Source organism: Bariatricus sp. SGI.161 (assembly GCF_050313695.1).
GTDB lineage: Bacteria > Bacillota > Clostridia > Lachnospirales > Lachnospiraceae > JAFBIX01.
In genome coordinates, this window is the sequence record NZ_JBNPLX010000014.1 from 81,433 (window position 1) to 87,492 (window position 6,060).

At 39.4% G+C, this 6,060-nt stretch carries 6 protein-coding genes; 5 read left to right on the plus strand and 1 reads right to left on the minus strand.

What is annotated here, in order from left to right; translation table 11 throughout:
- Positions 1-84 precede the first annotated feature (84 nt).
- From ACQRBH_RS09955 to efp, 5 genes are all read left to right on the plus strand, one after another.
- A complete protein-coding gene (locus tag ACQRBH_RS09955) occupies positions 85-1,113 on the plus strand; it encodes an aldose epimerase family protein (protein WP_427761519.1) in 1,029 nt (342 codons plus the stop codon).
- Between the two features lie 91 nt (positions 1,114-1,204).
- Positions 1,205-1,897 carry a peptidoglycan recognition protein family protein gene (locus tag ACQRBH_RS09960; protein ID WP_427743302.1) on the plus strand — a complete coding sequence of 231 codons (693 nt, stop codon included), beginning with the start codon at positions 1,205-1,207 and terminating at the stop codon, positions 1,895-1,897.
- 93 nt (positions 1,898-1,990) lie between these two features.
- Positions 1,991-2,776, plus strand: a complete 786-nt coding sequence (locus ACQRBH_RS09965) for a shikimate kinase (RefSeq protein WP_427743304.1) — start codon at positions 1,991-1,993, stop codon at positions 2,774-2,776.
- Positions 2,776-3,279 carry a YqeG family HAD IIIA-type phosphatase gene (locus ACQRBH_RS09970; RefSeq protein ID WP_235232185.1) on the plus strand — a complete coding sequence of 168 codons (504 nt, stop codon included), beginning with the start codon at positions 2,776-2,778 and terminating at the stop codon, positions 3,277-3,279. The genes ACQRBH_RS09965 and ACQRBH_RS09970 overlap by 1 nt, the downstream gene beginning before the upstream one ends.
- 115 nt (positions 3,280-3,394) lie before the next feature.
- The gene (gene efp, locus ACQRBH_RS09975; RefSeq protein ID WP_235232186.1) at positions 3,395-3,958 is read left to right on the plus strand and encodes an elongation factor P; all 564 of its coding nucleotides are present in this window, start codon (positions 3,395-3,397) and stop codon (positions 3,956-3,958) included.
- Between the two features lie 194 nt (positions 3,959-4,152).
- Here efp and ACQRBH_RS09980 read toward each other — a convergent pair whose 3' ends face one another.
- Positions 4,153-5,907 (minus strand): IS1182 family transposase, encoded by a 1,755-nt coding sequence (locus ACQRBH_RS09980; protein WP_427761520.1) that lies wholly within the window; start codon positions 5,905-5,907, stop codon positions 4,153-4,155.
- Between the last annotated feature and the right edge of the window lie 153 nt (positions 5,908-6,060).

The following is a 6,060-nucleotide window of genomic DNA, read 5'->3' on the forward strand; positions in this document are numbered from 1 at the left end:
AATAAATATTTCAGCAAGGAAGAGAAAGGTACAATGGTTGTGATCCGCCTATCTCTTCACGATTAAGAAAAAGAGGGTATGAGAATGAAAAGTGATTTTGGGACAACAGCAAAAGGAGAGAATGTGGTAAAATATTCTTTGAAAAATCAGAATGGAATGGAAGTTGTTGTGTCTGATTATGGTGCAACTTTGGTACAAGTTTTGGTTCCGGATCAGAATGGTTGTCTTCTGGATGTAGTGTTGGGATATGATACGGTAGAAGGTTATGAAAATGGTACGGTCCATCTGGGAGCAACGGTCGGCAGAGTTGCGAATCGGATTGGAAAGGCAGAGTTTGAGTTGAATGGAACAACTTATCATTTGACGCAGAATGATAATCAGAATTCTCTTCATGGCGGAAGGGATTACTATAATAAGAGAATGTGGCAAGTGGAAGAAGCAGATGACAGCCATGTAAGGTTCTATCTTTACAGTCCGGATGGTGATCAGGGGTATCCAGGAAATGCCAGGATTTATGTGACCTATACATTGACCGAAGAAAATGAAGTAAAGATTCATTATCAGGCAGTTTCGGATACAGATACTTTAATGAATCTTACGAATCACAGCTATTTTAATCTGGCAGGACATGCGTCCGGAACGATACTTGATCAGGAAGTTATGATCTGTGCAGATGCGTTTACCAGAGCGGATGCAGAGTCTATTCCCACCGGAGAGATCGTTCCGGTAGAGGGAACACCTATGGATTTCCGACAGATGAAGGCAATCGGCAAGGAGATCGATATGGATTATGAAGCTCTGAAATTCGGCCTGGGATATGATCACAACTGGGTATTGAATGGTACGGGCGAGCGTAAGATCGCACAGATGTATTGTGAACAGACTGGAATTACCATGGAAGTATCTACAGATCTTCCGGGAGTGCAGTTTTATACAGGCAATTTCCTTGAGCATGAACAAGGTAAGGAAGGTGCAGTATATGAGAAGCGTCAGGCCGCTTGTCTGGAGACCCAGTATTTCCCGGATGCTATCCATAAAGAGAATTTTGAAGGACCGGTTTTGAAAGCAGGAGAGAAATACGATACAACAACGACTTACAAATTCATAGTTTAAGAGGATTTTATCGGTTTTTAAGAAAGTCTTCATGAATACATAAAAAAGTTATGGTATACTCAGATGCAAGAACGTTAAACGGAGAAGACTCATGAAGAAGCGAAAAAGAAGATACCATAGAAAACTGACTGAAGCACAGCAAAAAAGAAGGGTCCAGCGTAATATACGTCTGGGCCTGCTCTTATTAGTCGTGCTATTCGTTCTTTTCATTATATTAAGAATTGCAAAGCCTTCCTGGTTTACAGACCAGTATATGGAATTGGATAATGATAGAATAGAGGCGCTGAAGCCGGATATTGATGTGGAACTGCTGACGGTGAATCCTTATTCCAGACCGGGAATAGAGACGAATAAAATTACAGGAATCGTTGTTCATTATACGGCCAATCCAGGGGCAACTGCCATGGAAAACCGAGATTATTTTGAAAGCCTGAAGGACGGACATGATACCAAAGTCAGCAGTAATTTTGTGATAGGTCTGGAAGGTGAGATTGTACAATGTGTGCCGACCTGGGAAGTAGCTTATGCCTCCAATGACCGGAATATTGATACTGTTTCCATCGAATGCTGTCACCCGGATGATACGGGAGAGTTCAACGATGCTACTTATCAGTCTATGGTACAGCTTTGTGCCTGGTTATGTCTAAAATTTGATCTGAACGAGGAGGATGTTATTCGGCATTATGATGTGACCGGGAAGAACTGTCCTAAATATTTTGTAGAAAATGAGGCAGCCTGGCAGGCATTCAGACAGGATGTGAAGAAAACATTGGAAAGTTATTAATGGAGTTGTCAAAGGAAAATCTTGCGCAACCTGTGGATTGTTGCTATAATACACACGTGCGTATGGTTAGTTAGAAAGTAGGAGAAGAGAAGGATGAACGACTTAGAGATGTACAGAGAACAACTCGGGCTGTGCGATGACAAGATTATTGATGCCTTAGTTGAGAGAAACTCCATTGTAGAAAAGATTATGGCGTATAAAGAAGAATATGGAATGCCAATTCTTCAGCCACAGCAGGAAGAGAAGCAAAAGAGACGGTTGGAAGCAAAGCTTGTTGATAACAAATACAGGGATGAGATATTTGATGTATTCCACTGTATTTTAAGAAATAGTAAGAGAATCCAGGCAAGAAAACTATTTGATTATAATATTGTGTTGATTGGGTTCATGGGTGCAGGAAAGTCTACGATTTCAGATTATCTGAGTATCATGTTTGATATGGATATCGTAGAGATGGACAGGGTGATTGCAGAACGTGAAGAAATGAGTATCCCGGATATTTTCTCTACCTATGGAGAAGAATATTTCCGAGATCTGGAGACGAATCTTCTGATCGAGATGCAGACTCATAAAAATACGGTTATCTCCTGTGGAGGAGGAGCAGCTCTTCGGGAACGTAATGTGGAAGAGATGAAGAAAAATGGAAGAGTGGTGCTCTTAACGGCAAGTCCTGAAATTATCTATGAGCGTGTCAAGGACAGTGATGATCGTCCGGTATTGCGCGGAAGAAAGAATGTAGAAGGTATCTCAGAGTTGATGGAGCAGCGCCGAGGAAAATATGAAGCAGCAGCAGATATTGTGATTAATACTGATAATAAGACGGTTCTTCAGATCTGTGAAGAACTGGTTCAGCGTCTGACAGAAATGGATGAAAAATAATGTTTGATATGTTTTTTCCAGATGCTTATGTAGCGTCTACGTATGTGATTGATTTTGAAAAATTATATGAGGAAGGTTACCGGGGCCTGATTTTTGATATTGATAATACATTGGTTCCTCACGGGGCGCCGGCTGACCACAGGGCAGTGGCACTGTTTGAGCGGCTGAAGAAGATAGGATTTTGCTGCTGTCTGATCTCTAATAATCAGGAACCGAGAGTCCAGATGTTTAATAAAGATATTCAGGTAGATTATGTCTATGACGCCCATAAGCCATCTACAAAAAATTACAAAAAGGCGATGGAGATCATGGGCACAGATCAGAGTAATTCATTGTTCATCGGAGATCAGCTTTTTACCGATGTGTGGGGAGCGAAACGTGCCGGAATCCGTAATATTCTGGTTAAACCGATTCATCCGAAAGAAGAGATTCAGATTGTATTAAAGAGATATTTGGAGAAGATTGTGCTGTATTTCTACAAAAAGAGCCTGAAACAGCGGTAGAATCCACTTTTAGCGGGTAAAAAAAGGTTGAAAAAAGGCATAATCTATTATAGAATGAATAGAGTGAAAAGAACGTAAAGTGCCATATGGGGCACAATTTAAGGAGGATTATATAATGGCTAAAAAAAGCGCAGGCGAATTTAGAAATGGTATGACATTAGAGATTGAGGGAAATGTATATCAGGTATTAGAGTTCCTTCATGTAAAACCAGGAAAGGGTGCAGCATTCGTTCGTACCAAGCTGAAAAATGTCATTGATGGAGGTGTTGTAGAAAGAACATTCCGTCCTACAGAGACATATGACGAGGCCTATATCGAGAGAAAGAAAATGCAGTATCTGTATAATGATGGAGATCTGTATTATTTCATGGATCAGGAAACTTATGATCAGATTCCGGTCAGCAAAGATACTGTTGGTGATTCTCTGAAGTTTGTCAAAGAGAATGAAGAAGTAACGATCGTTTCTTATCAGGGTAATCCATTTTCAATTGAGCCACCTCTTACTGTAGAGCTTCTGATCACAGAATCAGAGCCAGGTGTAAAAGGTAATACAGCAACAGGTGCTACAAAACCAGCTATCGTTGAGACCGGCGCTCAGGTAATGGTACCATTGTTCGTAGATCAGGGAGAGACGATTAAGATTGATACACGTACTGGAGAATATCTGTCCAGAGCATAATGATGAGATTTGTCGAACGAAGGGATTGTCGGTTAATACCGATTTTTAGTCCTTCAACCAAGAAATAAGGATATCCCGCGGAACTCCGTGCTTTACAGCACGAGATTTCCCGTGGGATATCCTTGTTTCAGCTTATAATATTTATTTTAGGGTACAAAAATTAAACCGTCTGTCATTGTAAGGCAAACATTTTTCTAAACCGCTTTCTGTTCCTGTTTTCCTTCAAATTTTTTGATTTCATCATGAAGAAAACGATGGTATTTGTTGATATTTCGACCAATCGCATACAGCATGAATTCTTTATATACCTTTTCTGTGGAACGATAATTGAAACGCCGGAAATTTTCGTTTTCTTTTATATCTCCAAAATGTCCTTCCGTTTGGATCGAACGAATCTGACGATTCAGGATTCCTTTCTCGCTCTCAACATTTGCATGGGATTCCTCCTTCAGTTCTTCCCATTGCTCATTTATCTTCATGACTTTATTTTTATCCGTATCTTTTTCTGGATTATATTTATACAAACATTTGGCTTTGTGTTCACAGCCGCTACAATCTGCACATCCATATACCTCCAGCGTCTGCGTATAACCATCCTGCTCTTTTTCTTCTGTGCGGATATGTCGCAGTTCCCTTCCATCATGACAGATATAATAAAGTTCATCTTCGTATACCTGCGTAGTCATGTTATAATACTTGCTGATGTCTTTTGCATAGGCACGCGTTTTTCGCTTTTCATGATCCTGCAGTTTTATGTAGCTTGTGATTTTATTCTGTTTTAGATAGAGAAGATTTTTCTCGCTGCAGTATCCGCTGTCTGCAGTTAATTCTTTCAGAACCGCTCCAAATGCTTTGATATGTTTATCCACAACTGGAATCAAAGTATTGTAATCGGTACGGTCATTGCTGACATACCCATGAATGATGAAATAGTTCTCCACAGCTATCTGTACATTGTACGCTGGTTTTAACTGTCCGTTCAGCATGTGATCTTCTTTCATTCTCATAAAAGTGGCTTCCAGATCTGTCTTGGAATAACTGTTGCGATCTCTTCCCATAACCTCAAAACATTCTTTATATTCCATCAGACGTTTGCCACAATGCTCCAGTTCTTCATAAAGCTGCTGAATTTCCGATTTCCTTTTTCCTTTTCCAGTAACAAACTCAATACCTTCTCCATCGGCAATCTTCGATAAATTTTTCTGGAGCTTTAAAATTTCCAGCGGAGAACAGTTATCAATTTCAATGATCGTATTATTAGGTAGCTTTTTATGTTTTGTCAGTTTACGCTTCCGGTTTTTTTCAATCACAGTCCGAACTTTATCCATTCCTTCAATAATGAACATCTGTGCATTTCCCAGTTCGTATTTCTGAGTATAATTATTTTCATTCAAAAGTGCATTATATCTTGTATAAAGCGCATCAATAGTATCCAAAAGTCCGGCAAGATGATAATTGATGCTTCCGCGCCATACAAATGTATAGCGATTGGCATTGGCTTCTATTTTTGTTCCATCAATGTAAAGTGCTTCGAGAGTGATCAGTCCTTCCTTTTTCAGACGACGCAAGAACTGATAATTCAGATCATCTAACACTTCGCCAGTCAGTTTTTCTCCTTTGAATTCATAAAAAGCATCCCGTTTTGGCTTCTGACCTTTAGCAAGCCAGATAAAAGCCAAATCCCTTTCGCATAATTCTACAATACGATCAACAGATCTGATGCCACGCATGTTTGCATAAGTGATTAAAGCATACATCATAATCGGATTATACCCGCTTCTTCCCTTAGATGAATAACGAGCAATCAAGCTCGAAAAATCGATATCCTCCAAAACTTTTTTAAGGGTGTAGACTGGATCGTCATCAGGTAAATGCAATTCGAAGAAACTAAAGTTAATTTTCTGTTGTCCTAATTCAAAAAATTCGTTATAATATTTATTGCTTATCATAGTTACATTATACAATGTAACGGAGGAAAGATGGTTGTCGTTAGCCCAATGTCATTAAGATAAGGATAATCATCTCAGAGTGAAAAGAGTGGAATATGTAGAAATGCATATTCTGCTTTTTTTATGTCCAAAATCAAAAAACACTTGACAAAT

Coding starts and splice junctions, on each gene's coding strand:
- ACQRBH_RS09955 (WP_427761519.1), top strand. CDS start 85: ATGAAAAGTGATTTTGGGACAACAGCAAAAGGAGAGAATGTGGTAAAA.
- ACQRBH_RS09960 (WP_427743302.1), top strand. CDS start 1,205: ATGAAGAAGCGAAAAAGAAGATACCATAGAAAACTGACTGAAGCACAG.
- ACQRBH_RS09965 (WP_427743304.1), top strand. CDS start 1,991: ATGAACGACTTAGAGATGTACAGAGAACAACTCGGGCTGTGCGATGAC.
- ACQRBH_RS09970 (WP_235232185.1), top strand. CDS start 2,776: ATGTTTGATATGTTTTTTCCAGATGCTTATGTAGCGTCTACGTATGTG.
- efp (WP_235232186.1), top strand. CDS start 3,395: ATGGCTAAAAAAAGCGCAGGCGAATTTAGAAATGGTATGACATTAGAG.
- ACQRBH_RS09980 (WP_427761520.1), bottom strand. CDS start 5,907: ATGATAAGCAATAAATATTATAACGAATTTTTTGAATTAGGACAACAG.